The sequence below is a fragment of the Parabacteroides faecalis genome, assembly GCF_022809355.1.
Taxonomy (GTDB): domain Bacteria; phylum Bacteroidota; class Bacteroidia; order Bacteroidales; family Tannerellaceae; genus Parabacteroides; species Parabacteroides faecalis.
In genome coordinates, this window is sequence record NZ_JAKZMM010000007.1 from 41185 (window position 1) to 56029 (window position 14845).

The 14845-nt window shown below is 37.8% G+C and carries 13 protein-coding genes; 8 read left to right on the forward strand and 5 right to left on the reverse strand.

Annotated elements, in window-relative coordinates; all coding sequences use genetic code 11:
* Positions 1-51: 51 nt before the first annotated feature.
* The 5 genes from lptC to MUN53_RS03915 all read left to right on the forward strand — a co-directional run bounded on the left by lptC (position 52) and on the right by MUN53_RS03915 (position 6103).
* Positions 52-648 carry an LPS export ABC transporter periplasmic protein LptC gene (gene lptC, locus MUN53_RS03895; protein WP_394803034.1) on the forward strand — a complete coding sequence of 199 codons (597 nt, stop codon included), beginning with the start codon at positions 52-54 and terminating at the stop codon, positions 646-648.
* Between the two features lie 2 nt (positions 649-650).
* A complete protein-coding gene (locus MUN53_RS03900; protein ID WP_243323513.1) occupies positions 651-1907 on the forward strand; it encodes a hemolysin family protein in 1257 nt (418 codons plus the stop codon).
* A gap of 112 nt (positions 1908-2019) precedes the next feature.
* Positions 2020-4155 carry a peptidylprolyl isomerase gene (locus MUN53_RS03905; protein ID WP_022455699.1) on the forward strand — a complete coding sequence of 712 codons (2136 nt, stop codon included), beginning with the start codon at positions 2020-2022 and terminating at the stop codon, positions 4153-4155.
* A 576-nt stretch (positions 4156-4731) separates the two neighbouring features.
* On the forward strand, positions 4732-5145 hold the full coding sequence (locus MUN53_RS03910; protein ID WP_022455698.1) for a DUF3836 domain-containing protein: 414 nt from the start codon (positions 4732-4734) through the stop codon (positions 5143-5145).
* Positions 5146-5266: 121 nt separating this feature from the next.
* The gene (locus MUN53_RS03915) at positions 5267-6103 is read left to right on the forward strand and encodes an OmpA/MotB family protein (protein ID WP_243323514.1); all 837 of its coding nucleotides are present in this window, start codon (positions 5267-5269) and stop codon (positions 6101-6103) included.
* A gap of 230 nt (positions 6104-6333) precedes the next feature.
* Here the strand turns inward: MUN53_RS03915 and MUN53_RS03920 are convergent, their stop codons facing one another.
* From MUN53_RS03920 to MUN53_RS03930, 3 genes are read right to left on the reverse strand one after another with little or no spacing between them, the layout of a single operon-like run.
* A complete protein-coding gene (locus MUN53_RS03920; RefSeq protein WP_243323515.1) occupies positions 6334-7569 on the reverse strand; it encodes a sugar MFS transporter in 1236 nt (411 codons plus the stop codon).
* A gap of 20 nt (positions 7570-7589) precedes the next feature.
* On the reverse strand, positions 7590-9044 hold the full coding sequence (locus tag MUN53_RS03925) for a DUF4153 domain-containing protein (protein ID WP_243323516.1): 1455 nt from the start codon (positions 9042-9044) through the stop codon (positions 7590-7592).
* Positions 9041-9757 carry an SGNH/GDSL hydrolase family protein gene (locus tag MUN53_RS03930; RefSeq protein WP_243323560.1) on the reverse strand — a complete coding sequence of 239 codons (717 nt, stop codon included), beginning with the start codon at positions 9755-9757 and terminating at the stop codon, positions 9041-9043. Before MUN53_RS03930 ends, MUN53_RS03925 begins: the two co-directional genes overlap by 4 nt.
* Positions 9758-9925: 168 nt before the next feature.
* Here MUN53_RS03930 and MUN53_RS03935 point away from each other — a divergent pair, with 168 nt between their 5' ends.
* From MUN53_RS03935 to mazG, 3 genes are all read left to right on the forward strand, one after another.
* Positions 9926-10846 (forward strand): RluA family pseudouridine synthase, encoded by a 921-nt coding sequence (locus MUN53_RS03935; protein WP_243323517.1) that lies wholly within the window; start codon positions 9926-9928, stop codon positions 10844-10846.
* A 13-nt stretch (positions 10847-10859) separates the two neighbouring features.
* Positions 10860-12920, forward strand: coding sequence for a protein-disulfide reductase DsbD family protein (locus MUN53_RS03940; protein WP_243323519.1), 2061 nt, complete (start codon positions 10860-10862; stop codon positions 12918-12920).
* A gap of 83 nt (positions 12921-13003) precedes the next feature.
* Positions 13004-13792 (forward strand): nucleoside triphosphate pyrophosphohydrolase, encoded by a 789-nt coding sequence (gene mazG / locus MUN53_RS03945; RefSeq protein WP_243323520.1) that lies wholly within the window; start codon positions 13004-13006, stop codon positions 13790-13792.
* Between the two features lie 104 nt (positions 13793-13896).
* On the opposite strand, the gene MUN53_RS03950 is transcribed toward mazG, so the two are convergent.
* Entirely contained in the window at positions 13897-14343 is a 447-nt protein-coding gene (locus tag MUN53_RS03950) for a hypothetical protein (protein WP_243323522.1), read from the reverse strand.
* 36 nt (positions 14344-14379) lie between these two features.
* A complete protein-coding gene (locus MUN53_RS03955) occupies positions 14380-14796 on the reverse strand; it encodes a hypothetical protein (protein WP_243323524.1) in 417 nt (138 codons plus the stop codon).
* Positions 14797-14845 lie beyond the last annotated feature (49 nt).

Below are 14845 nucleotides of genomic sequence, written 5' to 3' on the forward strand. Positions count from 1 at the left end.
TTGGAACGTTTTATACGTGTGACAAATATTTCAAGCATAACAACTATCTCAATGGTAGTTGTTATGCTTCTTTCGTTTACAGTTTCTTGTTCTAAAGAAACTAAGGATGTCGTTAATGCGACGTATGATCCTGAAAAAAGTTATACCATGAAAGCTACTCAGGTTAACACGCTGATATCAGATTCTGGAATAACACGTTACCGGATAGAAGCTGCTGAATGGATCGTTTTTGGTAAAGCAAAAGAACCATATTGGTATTTTCCTGAGGGTATTTATGTGGAAAAATTTGATACCTTGTTCCATTCAGAGGCAAGTATTAAAGCGGATACAGCTTATTATTTTGATAAAAAAGGCTTGTGGCATTTGATTGGAAATGTTGAAGTAGAAAGTCTGCAAGGGGAGAGGTTTGATACTTCCGAATTGTTTTGGGATCAGAAAAAAGAGAAAGTTTATTCAGAAAAATATATTCGGATTCAGCAGGAAGAACAGATTATTACGGGTGTTGGATTTGAATCGAATCAAAATATGACGCGTTATAAGATTTTTAATTCTCAGGGAGAATTTCCTGTAGAAGATACTCCTCAATCGCCAACAGATTCTGTTCAAATGGAAAGGTGTTTGGCTGTTGATTCTTTAAAAATGAAATAAGAGTGGAAATATTATTCAATATATTAGTATCATTAGCTTTTTCTGCCTTTTTCTCAGGGATGGAAATATCGTATGTCTCTGCCAATAAGTTGCGTTTTGAATTGGATAAGAAGGATAAAAGTTTGACAAGTAAAATATTGGATGTTTTTTTCCATAATCCGAATCAATTCATTTCGACAATGTTGGTGGGTAATAACATCGCATTGGTTGTATATGGTTTGCAAATGGCCATTTTACTTGAACCCTGGATTGCTCAATTCGTTGATCAAGAAGCCTTGATTGTCTTAATTCAATCGATAATTTCTACCATACTGATATTATTTACGGGAGAGTTTATACCTAAAACGATCTTTAAAATTGATCCTAACTTTTTCTTGCGTCTTTTTGCTCTCCCTCTATACCTTATATATATACTTTTATATCCCATCTCGAAGTTCTCTTCTTTATTGTCTTTTCTGATATTGAGAATTGCGGGTGTAAAAAACTTGAAAGACTCAGGTGTTTATACTTTGGGTAAAGTGGATTTGGATTATTTCATTCAGCAAAGTATTGAAGATGCACCACAGGATTCGGAAATGGATACGGAAGTCAAGATTTTTCAGAATGCTCTTGAGTTTTCAAATGTGAAGGTTCGTGATTGTATTGTACCCAGAACAGAAATCGTCGCTTGTGATAAAGAGGTTTCGACGGATGAACTTCGTTCCCGCTTTATTGAAACGGGACTTTCCAAAATCCTTATCTATGATGAGAATATTGATAATATAATAGGATATATACATTCTTCGGAGTTATTTAAACATCCTAATAATTGGTTGGAACAGCTTTGTAAGGTTTCTATAGTCCCCGAGACTATGGCGGCTAATAAATTGATGCGTGTTTTAATGCAAGAAAAGAAAAGCTTGGCTGTCGTCGTGGATGAATTTGGTGGTACATCTGGTATCGTCACATTGGAAGATTTGGTGGAAGAGATTTTTGGCGAGATAGAAGATGAACATGATATGAAAAGAGAAGTTGCCCGTAAAGTCTCTGAAAATGAATATTTATTATCTGGTCGTATGGAAATAGATACCTTAAATGAAATGTTTGGATTGGATTTGCCGGAATCAGATGATTACGTAACAATTGCCGGCTTGATTCTCCATTATTACCAGAAATTTCCGAAGTTGAATGAATCCATAGAATACGGTAAATATACTTTTAAAATCGTTAAGGCTACAGCGACTAAAATAGAGTTGGTACGGATGAAAGTTCGTGTATAAGTGAAAAAAAATGAGTAAAATGATGTTGCATGTCCTTTTTTTCGTATCTTCGTGCTCTTAAATTGAAAATGCTAAAAAGATAGATATAAACTTTAAAAATAAAATAAGATAAATGGCTACGCTAGAAAAAATTAGAAGCAAAGCTGGACTGCTGGTCCTTGTTGTGGGATTAGCGTTGTTCGCTTTTATCATTGGAGACTTTTTGAACTCAGGTTCAACCTATTTTAGACAAACACAGGAGCGTGTTGGTGAAATTAACGGTGAGGTAATTAGTATTCATGATTATCAGGCTCGTGTAGATGAAATGACCGAAATGTATAAAATGCAGACGGGATCTACAAGTTTACCTGAAGAGTATTTGACTCAGATCCGTCAGAGTGTGTTTGATGCCATGGTGCAAGACATTGTCTTAGGTGAAGAAACTGAGAAAATCGGAATGGAAGTATCTCCTGAAGAGTTATTTGATATGGTTCAAGGTGAAAATATTTCTCCGATGATTCAGCAGATGCAAATGTTTGTCAATCCACAGACTGGTGCATTTGATAGAAATGCATTATTAAATTTCTTGAAGACGATTGACAACGATAATATTGCAAGTATGCCGGCTGAACAGCAGGATCAATTGATCAAAGCTCGTAATTTCTGGTTGTTCTGGGAAAAGAATATCAAGCGTCAGCGTTTGGAACAGAAGTTTACTACTTTATTGGCAAAGGCTGTTTCTGCGAATAAGTTGGATGCCAAAGAATCATTTGATGAAAATGCCAAGAATGCTAACATTGTATATGCAATGCAATCTTATTCATCTATACCTGATTCAACCATTGAAGTAAGCAAGAGTGAAATTGAAAAGCTGTACAATCAGCGTAAAGATCTGTATAAGCAGAAAGAAACAAAGGTTATTAAGTATTTGTCTGTAGACATTCGTCCTAGCCAGGAAGATTATAACAATGCTCAACAAGATATCGAATCTTTGAAATCTGAATTTACAACAAGTCAGAACGTAGCAGACATTGTTAATGAAAATTCAGAAGTACCTTATATGGATGTTTTCTTTACTGACAAGGCTTTTGATCCTGAATTGAAGCAGTTTGCCACTACGGCAGAAGTCGGTGCAGTATATGGACCGGTATTTGAAAACGATAAATACAGAATGTTTAAACTTGTAGCCAAGACTACAGCTCCAGACTCTGTAAAAGTAAGTCATATTATGTTGGCTGGTCAAACAGAAGAAAGAACAAAAGTATTGGCTGATAGTTTGATGAATGAAATCAAAGGTGGAGCAGATTTCGCTGAATTAGCTAAGAAGTTCTCTGCTGATCAGGCAGCTGAGAATGGAGGAGAATTAGGTTGGTTTACTGAAGCAACTGCTTTGAGAGGTGTCAATGAGGAATTCAAAAATGCTATCTTCTCAACTCCGGTAAATCAAGTATCAGTTGTAAAATCAATGTATGGAACCCATTTGGTGAAAGTAACAGAGAAGACAGCTGATGTTGCTAAGTATAAAGTTGCTGATATCGATATGACGGTATCTCCAAGTTCTAAGACTTATAGCAATATTTATAATGAATTAAATCAGTTTATTTCTAAGAATCGGGATATTGCAAAATTGGATACAGCCGCTAAATCAGCTGGATACAATGTAATTTCTAATGTTTCTATTACTCCGGATAATCAAGTATTAGGTTCAATTAAGAGTTCTCGACCTGTCATTCGTTGGGCTTTCCAGAATGAAAATGGAAGTGTTTCTGAAATTTTTGAATGCGATGACAAGTTTGTGATAGCTGCTATCGAAAAAAGTATTCCGAAGGGTTATACTCCGATTGAAGTTGTAGCACCTTCCTTGAAAGCAGAATTGGCCGCTCAAAAGAAAGGGGATAAGATCGTTGCTGATTTGACAGCTAAGAATTTGACTTCTTTGGATGCTTATGCACAGGCGATGAATACTTCAGTAGACAGTGTTAAGTTCGTATCTTTTGGAACACGTCGTATTTCCGGAATCGGTGTTGAACCGAATATGAATGCAGCTGTATCTTTAGCTAAAGTAGATCAATTGAGTGCACCTGTAAAAGGAAATAATGGTGTATATGTGTTTAAAGTAATAGCTGAAAATACAGACAGCAAAGAATATAATGAAGCAGATGTGGTTCGTTCATTGGATGCTACAAATGCTTATCGGTTCTCTTATCAGGCAATCCAGTCTTTGGTGAATAAAGCCGATGTAGAAGATAACCGTATCCGTTTTTATTAATTTAAAGGAAGTACTGGTAGGGCCTTTATAGGCTTAAAAATATAAGGTCATCTTGGAGTTATCCAAGGTGGCCTTTTGTCGTTCATAGAGAATATAGTCTGTTTGTGATTCCTCGTGTGCGGAAAAAGGTAAATGATATACGTAGATATGAAAAATGAAACCTTAGAGAATTGATGATAAAACTCATTGGAATTGATTGTAAAAGTAACGAGATTCATTTTAGAGGTATGATAGGATCTTACTTGGTGTTTTTCTCCCTTTAGCTTGAGGTTAACCTTACGCCTTATGATTTATAACTTGTTTGTAAGTTTTCAGTAGTAAAAAGCTTCTTTTCTTTCTTATATTTCGTGATACTTGTTGAATTATAAGCTAAAATATAATCTTTGATGATAAATTATAACTATCAATATGTAAGTATAAATATCTTATATTGATAATATCCTCTTTGAGTATAATTAATAAAGGTTAAATAAGTAGTTTATTCTATCATTTTGTCAATTATTATTTGGTAATAAGGAAAAACGTATGCATCTTTGCAGTGTCAAAATAAAACAACCTATAAAACAAAAGTAAGATATGAAAACTCAATCTTTTTCAAAAAGCATTATTACATTAGCATTAACATTCGCCTGTGGTTTGGTTGCAAATGCAGCTTCTCCTCGAAATTATTTATATGACACAAAGGAAGAAAATGGTTTGATTACTTCTAAAACTATTTTTTTGCAAGCTGATAATGGAATGTTGGATAAACAAGTCAAATATGAATTTGTCTATAATGAAGCCGGTAAAGTGGCTGTAAAGAAAGCTTACCGTTGGAGTGAAAACGAAGGGAAATGGCTTCCGTTCTATCAGACAAATTATACATACGACGATAAAAAGCAAAATATTGAATCAACTTATGGCATGTGGAATAAAAAGACTAAACAGTTTGATTTGAATAAACAGACGATGAATATTCCAGCCTCAAGTTATAATGAGATATTTTCTTAAATGAAGCAATTTACTATTTATTAGAAGCGATGATTATTTCATCGCTTTTTTTATGTTTATTTCTACGGGTAAACTTGAAATTATTATTATTTTCGCATCAGTTGAATTTAATATTTATCCTATGAAAAAGTATGGTTGTTTTGTGGCTGTTTTACTATTGCTAGGTTCAACGTCGTGTGTTACGAAGAAAAAGTATCTATTAGCAGAAAATGGTCGGTTAGAAGCTTTACAGCGTGAAGAGACACTGAAAAAGCAATTGGTAGATTGTCGGGATGAAAATGATCAGTTGTCTGCCAGATTAACGCAATTGATGCGAGATACGGCAGATATGCGTCGGAATATCCGCAGTTATCGGGAGATGTTGAATACGAATCTGGGCGAACAGGATAAACTAAATGAGTTGTTGACAAAGAAAATGCAAGAGCTGGATGAACGTGAACGTACGATCAATCAGTTGCAAGACTTGATCAATGCTCAGAATGAAAAGGTTCAGAATATATTGAAAAGTGTAAAAGATGCCTTGATGGGCTTTAGTAGTGATGAATTGAGTGTGCGAGAGGAAAATGGGAAAATATATGTGGCCATGTCAGACAAATTATTGTTCCAGTCAGGAAGTGCTACTGTTGATAAACGAGGCAAAGAAGCTTTGGCCAAACTGGCAGAGGTCTTGAATAAACAGAAAGATGTAGACGTGAATATAGAAGGACATACCGATACGAAACCAATTCATACAGCTCGCTTTACTGATAATTGGGATTTAAGCGTGATCCGTGCCACCTCTGTAGTCCGGATATTAACTAAAGAATATGGAGTAAGCCCGATGCAAATTGTTCCTTCAGGTAGAGGAGAATACTTGCCAGTAGCAGATAACGAGACAACAGAAGGGCGAAGTAAAAACCGCCGAACAGAAATAATAATCGCTCCTAAATTAGATGAATTACTCAAAATCTTGAATTGAAATATATTCTTATAAGAGTAGAAGATAATTTTGCTGATCAGGGAAAGTATATTTTGATAATCTCTGGAAAATAAGGTTGAGAAGAAGAGAAGTTTCTATAAGAACAGGAAACTTCTCTTCTTTTTTGGAATAGGATATTAGTGACTTATTCCTATTGTTTTGATTGGATATTCTGGTTAAGAGCTTTAGTATTGTTATTTTTGTCTGTACAGGTTTATATAATATATCGATTAATCTTTACACGTAAAAGCAAAATATAATATGTAGGAGAAGGCTAGTAGAGGAATGATAAAACCGATTGCCATTTGATTTTCTCCGATATGTCCCATCAAGATGGGACTAAAAGCTCCGCCTGCTACACTCATCACAAGGTATGAAGAAGCTTTCTTTGTTTTACTTCCCATACCTTCCAAGCCTAAGGCAAAGATGGTAGGAAACATGATAGACATGAAAAAGAAAGAACAATATAGAGCATATAATGATATACCTTCGATGGATGAAATGACAAGTAGCATACAGATTATACTGAGGAATGCATATAATCGTAATAGTCTGTTGGGTTTTAGCCATTTCATGGTGAAACTACCGGTTAATCTGCCGAACATAAACAAAGCCATTCCTCCGAATGCCAGGAATTGGGTCGCTTGTGTATTACTGATGTTGGAATCTATTTCTGTTACATAGTTGATAAAGAAACTGAATATTCCTGTTTGAGCTGCACAATAGCATGCTTGGGCAATGACGGCTCGTACAAATTGTTTGCGTTTCCAGAGTGGGATCGTTGGAGTCATTTCCTTTAGTGTTGATTTCTCATCAGGAAAGGCTTCATCTATAATTTCTTCTTTTATTTCTGGCAAATGAATGAAGCAGAATATCAGTGCTACTACAATGACAATTGTACCTATTAACAAGTAGGGTCTTGCTAAAGCAAATTGGTCTCCTTGTTCTGCCCCGAATATTAGTAGTCCTCCAACGAATGGGCCTAAAATCCAACCTAGACCATTAAATGATTGGGATAAGTTAAGACGTTGGGCTGCTGATTCCGTAGGACCAAGTACGGTAGAATAGGGATTCGCAGCCGTTTCAAGCATACACAATCCACAGGCTATGATGAATAAAGCTATAAGGAAAGGTGATGCCGAATGTATCATTACTGCGGGAATGAAAGAAAAGGCTCCTAAGGCAAATAATAGTAAGCCAAAGATAATACCTCGTTTGTAACCGAATCGTTTCATAAAGCTACCTGCTGGCAAAGCCATTAGAAAATAGGCAATATAAGTGACGAATTGTACTAATCCGCTTTCTGCTTTGGTCATGGTGAAGGCTGTCTGAAAATGTTTATTCAGTACATCAAGCAGACCATGGGCGAATCCCCAAAGTAAAAACAGACAAGTAATTAAAGTAAAAGGAATCAAGTAAGATTTTCCGTTCTCTGCACGAAAAAGAGATTTGTTTGTTTGCTTCATTGTTTTTGAGTTTCACAAGTTCATTTTATGAAATAGCATCTTGGATAGGCATCTGTCAACCGTAATGACGAGCCTGAGCGTTGGATGTTTAATTGTTCGAACACTAACTTTGTTGAATCAGTTGTGTATTCAAGCATAGAAGCATACTTCTCTTCGGGAATAGAGTCTAAAGAATTTATTCCAGCCTTTGAGAGTTGGAGGTGCAGCAGCTGAGAGTAACTTATGCTTAATACTAATTTGTCTTGTATATAAATGTATAGACTGTCATGAATGGAATGAAAGTAATTCCCATCATTCTTGTATGGGCTAATAAAATAGGCTTGATGATAAGGAGAAATATCGGTTGGTTCATCACTTTCTATCGAAATAAACTGGATTTTACTTGATGAACCATCCTCTGAATGATCTCGCCCTTCCTGAGAATATGTCTCAATATCTTGTATTGAAATACCGGGTAGGTATGATATTCCCATTATAACAATAACTGTTGTCCAGGCAATTGTATAATAATGGAAAGCTCTCTTGATAAAGAAAGATAGGGATAATAAAGTCAATAGCAAGACAACTACTACCAGATAAACACGAGGTATGGTAAATCCATACTGAGAAATGCGGTAATAAATACCAATCCAGCAAAGTATCAGGGTCGGTAAAGAGATCAGACTTGCATGCCGATAAAACCAATCATAATATCGTTGGCGCAGAAATGGCTGACAACCTTTCAGCAAGAACAGTAACCCGACAAATCCGGTAACCAGATAAGCTATCTGTCCTTTGGGCAAATTCATGGTAAGTCCTATCCGGATTATATACAAATATAAGATACCACTATAAATCAGTAAAGCCGGAGACAGGATGAAGTTTAGTAGGAAAGACAAGAAAGAACTGAAAGTCTCTTTGGTTTCTTCTTTCATGGAATTGAACTGAAGAAAAAACAAAGGCGCCAACAATCCGTAGGAGAAAGCTTGTGTATATTGGATTATCTGTTCGGACGATCCTTGCCAGATATCAAATATATAGCGGATAGAAAACAAAATCGATAACAAGACACTCCAGGTAACGGATGATAGAAAGACCGTAATGGCAATGAGTTTGATATAGTTTAATAACGAGTATATGAAACCTGAGTCCTCTTTCTTATTGAAGGATAGAATATAAAGGAGTTGTATCGCTCCAAATGTGAAAATATAACGTAAAGAGATGTTTTCGTTTACCCAGTAAAATGGTATCAGTAATAAAGGACTGATGTAATATAGTATCTTTAACCAGCCTGAAGTTTTGTGATGCAACATGCAGGTGACCAAGAAAACCATCGGACTGTATCTCAATATGGTTTGAATAAACTCTCCTCCGTAATTTTCCAGACTACTCCATAGTATGAAAAAAACACATGCCAGACATGCTTCTATCGGATTTTGAACAATGATCAGTCTTAATCCTTGTATAAATTGTTGGATCTTGTTATGCTCTTTCATTGGTTGATAGCTTTATAAATGGCTTTACCCCATAATTCTCCCAAATCTTTGGCTCCTTCTTTGGTCGGATGTAAGAAGAATATGCCGGCATTACCATCTTCGTGTTGAAATTTATCATAGTTCTCTTTAAAGAAGTCAAATCCTTCTGTGTCTCCCAAGAATACTTGTCCCGGGTTTGTCTGAGAATAGGATTCAACCAGTTTCTGGATTTCCGGATAATAAGATTGGAGGCGGAGTAATCCTTCCTTCAAATACATGGCGCCATTGTAGGTATTCGGACTATACCAGATAGGACGGTTCAGCACAACTTTGCATCCGGGATAAAGTTCGAGCAGCTTATTGATGATAGTTGCCATGTTTTGATAGTATTGTTCAGGTGAAACCGGACAGCCATGTGTGCCTTTGATGGCACTGTCGTTTGTACCCAACATGATAGAGAAGACCATTGTTGCCCAATCTTCGTCTTTGAACTGATCGGCAGCCTGTTGCATTTGGGTAAACAGGGTTTGGGTTTCAGGTAGGTAATCGACCGTTGTACAACCGCTAACACCTTGGTTGGAGTATTTTACCTCGCCAATACCCGGTTGTTTTCCTAAATACAGTGCTGTATAAACAGGAGGAGCATTGTGAGTCGGATCGGATAAACCGGCTCCATATGTAATGCTGTTACCGATGAATATAATATTCAAATGTCTTTTTTCTAAGGCTTGCATTTGACCGCTGCAAAGAAGCAAAGCGAACAGACATAGTAATTTTAGATAGTTCTTCCCTTTCATAAGCTTCTCAACTTATTAATTGATTTTGACATACAAAGAAACATATTATTTTTTAAATCGCAAAAATGCCCGTATCTTTGTACGATATATTGGAATATAAATTATATGAACAGACGCTTTAGCTACCAGAAAACGAGACAGGCGGGAAAAGCTCCGCGTGGAAGAAATGTTACGATAGAACAAGAAACGACGTTACTCCCTTTCTTGTTTGATTTATTGAAAGAACAGAGCCGCTCATCGGTGAAGGCTTTGTTAGGACACGGTCAGATATTGGTCAACCAGAACGTGACTACGCAATTTGATACTCCGTTAAAACCGGGTGATGTCGTGACAATCAGTTATGAGCGAGGAAAAGTTGCTTTTAATAATCAGTTGTTGAATATTGTGTATGAAGATGATTTTGTAATTGTCATCAATAAGAAAGAAGGTTTGCTTTCTGTTTCAACAGCCAAGGTTCGTGAGCGTACGGCATATCACATTCTAAGTGATTATTTGAAGAAGAGTGATCCTCGAAATAAGATATTTGTCTTGCACCGCTTGGATCGGGAAACATCCGGACTGATGATGTTTGCAAAGACACGTGCCGTACAGGAAAAGATGCAGGCTAACTGGAACGAGATGATTACCGAACGGACGTATGTGGCAGTCGTGGAAGGACGTCCGGAAAAAGATTCGGATCTGTTGACGACAAACTTGCAGGAGAATGCAGAAGCTCGGGTTTATGTCGTTGCCGAAGGCGGTAAGGAAGCCATCACGCGTTATCAGGTGTTACGTACGAATGATAAATATACGTTGCTGGAGTTGAATCTGGAAACCGGACGTAAGAATCAGATCCGTGCGCAAATGGAATATATCGGACATCCGATTGCGGGTGATTATAAATATGGAGCGGAAACAGATCCGACAGGACGTTTGATGCTTCATGCACAGCGTTTGTATTTTATACATCCGGAAACAGGCGAAGAAATGCGTTTTGATACACGTATTCCGGATTCATTCAAATCGTTAACAAGTAAAAACTGGTAAATACATATTATTTATGAAGAAATTTTTGTGTTTGTGGCTGCTGACTTTAGTTGCCTGTTTAGGACAAGCTCAGATTTTGACGCCTGTCAAGTGGAAAATTAAATTAGACGATTCGGAATCAGTCGAGAAGACATTGACCTTCACGGCTACCATCGATAATGGCTGGCATTTGTATGATATGAATTTGCCTGAAGGTGGTCCGGTTTCAACGTCTTTTGCATTCGAAACCCTTGAAGGTGCCAAATTAATTGGTAATCCGGTGGCTTCGAAAGAAGCGACAACCGTATTTGATGAACAGTTCAATATGAATTTACGGTGGTTTGCCAAGAATGTTTCGTTCACACAAAAGATCGAAGTGACAGATCCGAAAGGATTGAAATTGGAAGGTTATGTGGAGTTCATGGCTTGTAATGACGAGAACTGTCTGCCTCCTGAAAAGGAAGAGTTTTCTTTCGACAAGAAAAATATAGATGTAGAGAAGACTTTGGCGGCCTTGGCTGCTAAAGGTGAAACTCAGCCTGAAGAACCATTAGTTGCAGATACTTCTGAGGAAACAGCAGAACAAGCTCCGGTAGCGGAAGAGAATAAGCCTGTTGCTCCAACCAAGACTGCAAATAAGACAACAACAGTTGGAAATACGGATTTGTGGGAACCGGTGATTGATGAACTGAAAGCTTTTGGAGATGCAACAATTACAGCTGCCGATACTAGCTGGTTGTTTATTTTCTTTGCCGGATTCTTAGGCGGTTTGGTTGCTTTGTTGACTCCTTGTGTCTGGCCGATGATTCCGATGACGGTAAGTTTCTTCTTGAAACGGACAAAAGACCGGAAGAAAGCCATTCGGGATGCCATGACGTATGGTGTTTCTATTATTGTGATTTATCTGGTAATGGGTTTGCTGATTACAGGTTTGTTCGGAGCTAGTGCCTTGAATGATTTATCGACGAATGCCATCTTCAATATTATTTTCTTCCTGTTGTTGGTTTTGTTTGCGCTTTCTTTCTTTGGAGCTTTCGAACTGGTATTGCCGGCATCATGGACTAATAAGTTGGATAGTAAGGCAGATTCTACAACAGGTATTATCAGTATCTTCTTCATGTCGTTTACCTTGGTACTGGTTTCCTTCTCTTGTACAGGTCCGATTATCGGTACGCTATTGGTACAGGCGGCTTCTATGGGTACAGCTATCGGACCGGCTATCGGAATGTTCGGTTTTGCTTTGGCCTTATCTATTCCGTTTAGTCTGTTTGCCATCTTCCCGAATATGTTGCAGAGTATGCCGAAATCAGGTGGTTGGTTAAACTCTGTCAAGGTAGTCTTGGGCTTCTTGGAGTTGGCTTTGGCCTTGAAGTTCTTGTCGGTGGCCGATTTGGCTTATGGTTGGCGTCTGCTTGATCGTGAAGTCTTTATCGTTTTGTGGATTGCCATCTTTGCTTTACTCGGATTCTATCTGTTGGGTAAAATCAAGTTCAGTCACGACAGTGATTTGAAATATGTATCTGTTCCACGACTGTTTATGTCAATCATCTCGTTTGCGTTTGCTATTTATATGATTCCTGGTTTGTGGGGTGCTCCGTTGAAGGCGATCAGTGCTTTTGCTCCTCCTTTATATACACAGGACTTTAACTTGTATGATAGTGAAGTTCATGCTGCTTTTGATGATTATGAGCTGGGTATGGAATACGCACGTAAGAATAACAAACCGGTTATGATAGACTTCTCTGGTTATGGTTGTGTCAACTGTCGTAAGATGGAGGCTTCGGTTTGGACGGATGCTCGGGTGAAGGATTTACTGGAAAAGGATTATGTGCTGATCACTTTGATGGTAGATGACAAGACGAAGTTGCCTGAACCTATCCAGATAGAGGAAAATGGCAAGAAGCGCACGTTGAAGACGGTAGGGGATAAATGGAGCTATCTGCAGCGAAGTAAGTTTGGAGCCAACGCCCAGCCGTTCTATGTGACGCTTGATGGCGAAGGTAAACCTCTCGGACCTTCGTATGCGTTCAACGAGGATGTTTCTTTATACATTCAGTTCCTCGAAAACGGATTGAAACAATTTAAATCGAAATAAGTGAGGTAGTAGGAGAGGAGAACCAAAACAACCGGTTCTCCTTTCTTGCTTTTATACACGTAAATATTATAAAACAAATCAATATGAATAGTACAAGAAGTGAAAAGCTGGAAGCATTCGGCCGTTTGCTGGATATTCTGGATGAATTGCGGGTTAAGTGTCCTTGGGACCGTAAGCAGACCAATGAAAGTCTGCGTACCAATACGATTGAGGAAACGTATGAACTTTGTGAAGCGTTGATGCGCGACGATGAGGTGAATATCAAGAAAGAACTGGGGGATTTGTTGCTGCATATTGTCTTTTATGCCAAGATTGGAGACGAGAAAGGTGAGTTCGATATCAAAGACGTTTGCGACAGTCTGTGTGATAAGCTGATCTTTCGTCATCCACATGTATTTGGAACGGCAGAAGCAGATACTGCCGGAAAGGTAGAACAAAACTGGGAACAGCTGAAATTGAAGGAGAAGGGTGGAAATAAGACCGTATTGGGTGGCGTCCCGGCTTCCTTACCTTCAATCGTTAAAGCTTACCGGATACAAGATAAGGCTCGTAACATCGGATTTGATTGGGAAGAACGCGAACAGGTATGGGATAAGGTAAACGAAGAGTTTAATGAGCTGAAGGCTGAAATAAATAAGATGGATGCCGACAAGATGGAAGCTGAATTCGGTGATTTGTTCTTCAGTCTGATTAACGCTGCCCGTTTGTATAAGATCAATCCGGATAATGCGTTGGAAAGAACAAATCTGAAGTTTATCCGAAGATTCAATTATTTGGAAGAAAAGACCAAAGAGCAAGGTCGTTCGCTGAAGGAAATGACATTAGCCGAAATGGATGAAATTTGGAACGAAGCGAAAGCAAAAGGGTTATAAATAAAAAAGGGGACCGACATCACGTCGCTACCCCTCCCTAAAATTAAACGCCAAAACTAAATCTAAACAAAAAACACAAATAATGATAATATCTAATTAAATCTTTACTTATTTCTTTCTTTCATAAAAATGCGTGCAAACTTCATTTCCGCATTCTTATATCTGTAAAGCTTTTCTGGCGAAAGAATCTTCCTGAATTTAGCGTAATATTCTTTTTCCAGCTCAGCTTCTTTCATATGCACCTCCAAACAAACATCAATGGCTTGATTGAAATCCTGATCGGTTGACGATTCTTTCTTACGTAATTCCCGATTTATTTTCCGGCATTCCATACTGGCTTCGAATTTTTTATGTTCCAATTCATTTGTCAGAGGAATGAATGCTGCTGCTTCTTCAGGCGTCAGCTTTAGTTCTGCCGTAATAAATGCATTTTTTCTTGATTCGTAAGCACCCCGATCAAAGCCTTTATGCTGTTGAGAAGGTTGGGCGATCACCTCTGTGACCTGCATTACTGAAAACATCGCAAATATATAAACAAATAATTTATTCATGCTCTTCTTTTGGTAAAAAAAAGTTAATACATCAAATTATTTTATCTGATCCTCTCCATCCAAAGATTCTTGTATCAAAGCATCTGTATATTGATTTTCCAGATAATGCAAGAATTCTTCATCTTCATCATAGGAAGCTTCGATAGCAATCATTTTAGAATCAGCAGGAATGCTGGATCTTACGAGCAACGATGTCGTATCTCGTCCGTCGGTATGGCTTGAATCAAAGCGGGCAATCGTTTTAAAGAATAATCCCAGGCCGGCAAACATGGCTGCCATGTAAAGGAATGGACGCAGACGATCCAGAAGAGAAACTTGTTGAGCTTCCGGAATATGTGTTTCTTCCGGAATTTGTTTCATAATCCGATCTGTCAATCCTTCCAGGTATCCTTCCGGTGTGCTGAACGGATTTTCCTTGAGTTTGTTTTTCAGATTATTGTCTTCTATCTTCATTGTTCTCTTATTTTTTATATTACTATTGACACTTGTCGGGGACAAAGGT

Bases quoted from the DNA above. Each gene is read 5' to 3' on its own strand.
- MUN53_RS03935 (WP_243323517.1), top strand. From the start codon at position 9,926: ATGAACAGACGCTTTAGCTACCAGAAAACGAGACAGGCGGGAAAAGCT.
- MUN53_RS03940 (WP_243323519.1), top strand. From the start codon at position 10,860: ATGAAGAAATTTTTGTGTTTGTGGCTGCTGACTTTAGTTGCCTGTTTA.
- MUN53_RS03925 (WP_243323516.1), bottom strand. From the start codon at position 9,044: ATGAAAGAGCATAACAAGATCCAACAATTTATACAAGGATTAAGACTG.
- MUN53_RS03930 (WP_243323560.1), bottom strand. From the start codon at position 9,757: ATGCAAGCCTTAGAAAAAAGACATTTGAATATTATATTCATCGGTAAC.
- lptC (WP_394803034.1), top strand. From the start codon at position 52: ATGGTAGTTGTTATGCTTCTTTCGTTTACAGTTTCTTGTTCTAAAGAA.
- MUN53_RS03920 (WP_243323515.1), bottom strand. From the start codon at position 7,569: ATGAAGCAAACAAACAAATCTCTTTTTCGTGCAGAGAACGGAAAATCT.
- MUN53_RS03910 (WP_022455698.1), top strand. From the start codon at position 4,732: ATGAAAACTCAATCTTTTTCAAAAAGCATTATTACATTAGCATTAACA.
- mazG (WP_243323520.1), top strand. From the start codon at position 13,004: ATGAATAGTACAAGAAGTGAAAAGCTGGAAGCATTCGGCCGTTTGCTG.
- MUN53_RS03950 (WP_243323522.1), bottom strand. From the start codon at position 14,343: ATGAATAAATTATTTGTTTATATATTTGCGATGTTTTCAGTAATGCAG.
- MUN53_RS03955 (WP_243323524.1), bottom strand. From the start codon at position 14,796: ATGAAGATAGAAGACAATAATCTGAAAAACAAACTCAAGGAAAATCCG.
- MUN53_RS03915 (WP_243323514.1), top strand. From the start codon at position 5,267: ATGAAAAAGTATGGTTGTTTTGTGGCTGTTTTACTATTGCTAGGTTCA.
- MUN53_RS03905 (WP_022455699.1), top strand. From the start codon at position 2,020: ATGGCTACGCTAGAAAAAATTAGAAGCAAAGCTGGACTGCTGGTCCTT.